Below are 4,026 nucleotides of genomic sequence, written 5' to 3'. Positions count from 1 at the left end.
CGCGCCGTGGGGGGTCGTGAGGTTCAGGAACCGACGCTCACCGTGAAGCGCCGGGGGTTGCCGTCGTTGGCGGCGCCCGAGACGTCGGGCTGGCCGTCGGGGCGTACGTCGTCGTAGGGGAAGGCGTACCCGATCGGGCTGTTGGCGTGCACGATGCGGGACCAGTGGTTGGTCACCGCCTCCTGGTAGTAGTCCGCGGTGGTCGTCCCGTTCGGCTGGTCCGGGTGGCTGAGCATGATCGAGCGGTTGAACCCGGCCGCGAGCCGCGCCAGCAGGGCCTTCTTGTCGTCCGAGTCGGCCGGGTTGTTGGTGAAGGGCCCGTGGTTGCAGGTGAAGACGTCCTTGGACACCGGCCTGGTGAAGGTGTGGCCGCCGTCGAAGACCAGGTCGTCCCCGCTGACCCGGCCGGCCAGCACGCCCCGGCCGCCCTGCAGGTCGATCCGGAGATCGGTGGAGCGGTACTTCTCCCAGACCTGGTCGATCTGCGCCGTGAACAGGTCCCGGAAGGGCATCTGGTCCGGGCGGTCGAAGTACGGCGCCATGAGGTTCTGAGGGGAGACGACCCGTAGCACCTGGCCGTCCGACCCGCGGGTGACCAGCTGGTCCCAGGGCTGCCCGTCCGCCGCCGCCTGCGCGATCAGCCCGTCCGCGATCCGCTGCACCGCACCGTCCGGCAGCGGGGCGACGGTGTGGGTGGTGTCGCCCTCCAGGGTGAGCCCGATGGGGAGCGCCGTGACGAGGTCGACGTAGCTGATGTTCGCGTAGAGCTGCTGCGGGTTGAAGGTGAACTCGCAGAAGGACCAGGTCCGTCCGTAGTTCGGGTCCGTCGAGGTCGCGAAGGCGGGCTCCACGAGCGCCGGGCCCGGGTTCAGGTAGAAGTCCAGCGTGTCGTCGCGTACGAAGTACACCCGGGCGCCGTACATCTGGGGGAGCGTCAGCACCACCGGGTCGCCGCCCGCCGCGTTCAGCGGGATCGAACAGTCGACCGGCAGCGGCGTCTGCGCGGCGGAGGGGGAGTCCGGCCGGTAGAGGCTGCCGTCCGCCCGGAGCAGTACCCAGCGGTCGGTGCCCTGCTCGTGGCCGGTGACGTACGCGCGCACCGAACCCGGCAGTGAACGGTTCACCAGGGCCAGCTCGCACGTCGCGGCGGCAGCCGAGGCGCGCGGGGAGAGAGCGCTCCCCCAGACCGGGTAGCTGAGCGCCGCGGCAGAGGCGGCCGCGCCGGTGAGGAAGTTACGGCGAGAGATCACGAGGAGCTCCGGAAGGTGGATGACATGGGGGGGGGGAGCACGGCCGGACCGTGCGGGGCGGCTGTGGGGGCCGCGCTGTGGTGCGGACCACTCTCACCACACCCGTCACAGGCGTCAATAGGTGTGACTGAGAGCGCTCTCAGAATCCGGATTTCTTCACAACCCGTCTTCGGTACGCGCGCGTTGATGCGTGCGGGGGCGTGGGGCGACCCGGTTCGCGCCGTTCCGGTCAAGAGGTGAAGGAGCGGGCGGTCCGGCCGGGCCGGTGGTCGGGCCGGGAGGGTGCGACGGGCGGGTGGTCGCCGCGGAAGGAGGCGCGACGGGAGTGCGGTCGTCCCGGAAGGGGGTGCGACCGGTGGGTGGGCCGCCCCGGGGTGGCGCGGCCGCGGTCGCCGTTGGTCATCCGGACGGTGGTGTTCCTCCCGGGGTTGTCCCGCGATTCGTGGTGGATCGGTGCGCGGCGTCGGATGCGGTGCGTCGCAAGGCGGAGGGGCATCCGCATACTGGATGTAGCGGGACGTTCCGACAACGCGGCGAAGTGCCGTGGCTGTCGTCGCGCACCCGCAGGAATTGCGGGGCAGCCCTTGGGCTCGGACCCCTGTGCGCCGCCCGGACCCTCCTGGAACACCCTTCCGTCTCTTTGTGGGAACCCCATAACGCGGAGTGGGTCTCAGATGGTGGATCGCACGCATGGTGCGAGGGTTCTGTCGGCCCTCGCCAGGAAACCGGTCAGGAGACTGTACGGATTCGACGGCGGTATTTGCGCCGCCGGATTCGTAGGGTCGGTACATGACCGTTGTGGACGAAATCCCGGGTGAGCCGAGCGACACGCGTGGCCGGGTGGCCGAACTGCTGGCCCTGCGTGAGCAGGCGCGGCGCGGCCCGAGCGACCGGGCGACCGAGGCGCAGCACGCCAAGGGCAAGCTGACCGCCCGCGAGCGCATCGAACTCCTTTTGGACGCCGGTTCGTTCAAGGAGGTCGAGCAGCTCAGGCGGCACCGGGCCACCGGCTTCGGCCTGGAGTCCAAGAAGCCCTACACCGACGGAGTCATCACCGGCTGGGGCACGGTCGACGGCCGGACGGTCTTCGTCTACGCGCACGACTTCCGGATCTTCGGCGGCGCGCTGGGCGAGGCCCACGCCACCAAGATCCACAAGATCATGGACATGGCCATCTCGGCCGGAGCGCCGCTGGTCTCCCTGAACGACGGCGCCGGCGCCCGTATCCAGGAGGGCGTCAGCGCGCTCGCCGGCTACGGCGGCATCTTCCAGCGCAACACCCGGGCGTCCGGTGTCATCCCGCAGATCAGCGTGATGCTCGGCCCGTGCGCGGGCGGCGCGGCGTACAGCCCCGCCCTCACCGACTTCGTCTTCATGGTCCGCGAGACCTCGCAGATGTTCATCACCGGCCCGGACGTCGTCAAGGCGGTCACCGGCGAGGAGATCACCCAGAACGGCCTCGGCGGCGCGGACGTGCACGCCGAGACCTCGGGCGTGGCGCACTTCGCGTACGACGACGAGGAGACCTGCATCGCCGAGGTCCGCTACCTCATCGGGATGCTGCCCTCGAACAACCGCGAGAACCCGCCGACGGTGGCGAGCGACGACCCGGCGGACCGCCGCGGCGACGTCCTGCTGGACCTGGTTCCGGCCGACGGCAACCGCCCGTACGACATGCACAAGGTCATCGAGGAGCTCGTCGACGACGGCGACTACCTGGAGATCCACGAGCGCTGGGCCCGCAACATCATCTGCGCCCTCGCCCGTCTGGACGGACAGGTCGTCGGCATCGTCGCCAACCAGCCGCAGTCCCTCGCCGGTGTGCTGGACATCGAGGCGTCCGAGAAGGCCGCGCGATTCGTCCAGATGTGTGACGCCTTCAACATTCCCATCATCACTCTTCTGGACGTACCCGGCTTCCTTCCGGGCGTGGACCAGGAGCACGGTGGGATCATCCGGCACGGCGCCAAACTGCTCTACGCCTACTGCAACGCCACCGTGCCGAGGATCTCGCTGATCCTGCGCAAGGCATACGGCGGCGCGTACATCGTCATGGACAGCCAGTCCATCGGTGCCGACCTGACCTACGCCTGGCCGACCAACGAGATCGCGGTCATGGGAGCCGAAGGTGCCGCCAACGTCATCTTCCGGCGCCAGATCGCCGAGGCCGAGGACCCCGAGGCCATGCGGACCCGCATGGTCAAGGAGTACAAGGCCGAGCTGATGCACCCGTACTACGCGGCGGAGCGCGGGCTGGTCGACGACGTCATCGACCCGGCCGAGACCCGCGAGGTGCTGATCGCCTCGCTCGCCATGCTCCGGAACAAGCACGCCGACCTGCCGTCCCGCAAGCACGGCAACCCCCCGCAGTAGTCGTCGGCCCGCGCGGTACCCGCGCACCGGAACGACACCCTGCCGAGAAGACGGAGACATCCCATGAGCGTCACTTCTGCCGAGTCCGTGCTGCGCGTCGAGAAGGGCCACGCCGCCCCCGAGGAGCTCGCGGCCATCACCGCCGTGCTGCTCGCCCGCGCGGCGGCCCAGCCCACTCCCGTCCGCGGCGGCCGTGACACGGCCGGATGGCGCCGCCTGGAGCGCACCCCCGGCTTCCGGGCCCCGCACAGCTGGCAGGGCTGACACACCTCCCGGAGTCCGGACCGTCGCGGGTCCGGGCCCCGGCGCGGCGGGACATCCCGCCCACCGCGTCCCACAACGCCCCTCAAGGCCCTGGAGGGCCGCTCCGGGCGCCGCACGAGGCCCCGGCCGGGAGGTACTC

At 70.5% G+C, this 4,026-nt stretch carries 3 protein-coding genes; 2 read left to right on the top strand and 1 reads right to left on the bottom strand.

Annotation, left to right across the window (positions count from 1 at the left end):
* Window positions 1-23 precede the first annotated feature (23 nt).
* Complete coding sequence (locus ACFWEP_RS32655) at window positions 24-1,250, bottom strand: glycoside hydrolase family 64 protein (RefSeq protein ID WP_387375620.1); 1,227 nt, start codon at window positions 1,248-1,250, stop codon at window positions 24-26.
* A 789-nt stretch (window positions 1,251-2,039) separates the two neighbouring features.
* Between ACFWEP_RS32655 and ACFWEP_RS32650 the strand changes: the two genes are divergently transcribed.
* Window positions 2,040-3,623: an acyl-CoA carboxylase subunit beta gene (locus tag ACFWEP_RS32650; RefSeq protein ID WP_387375618.1), complete on the top strand. Its 1,584-nt coding sequence runs from the start codon at window positions 2,040-2,042 to the stop codon at window positions 3,621-3,623.
* 63 nt (window positions 3,624-3,686) lie between these two features.
* Window positions 3,687-3,887, top strand: coding sequence for an acyl-CoA carboxylase subunit epsilon (locus tag ACFWEP_RS32645; RefSeq protein WP_387375616.1), 201 nt, complete (start codon window positions 3,687-3,689; stop codon window positions 3,885-3,887).
* Window positions 3,888-4,026: the final 139 nt, after the last annotated feature.

This window comes from Streptomyces sp. NPDC060198 (assembly GCF_042728415.1).
GTDB lineage: Bacteria > Actinomycetota > Actinomycetes > Streptomycetales > Streptomycetaceae > Streptomyces.
This window is presented reverse-complemented; position numbering and strand designations above follow the sequence as displayed.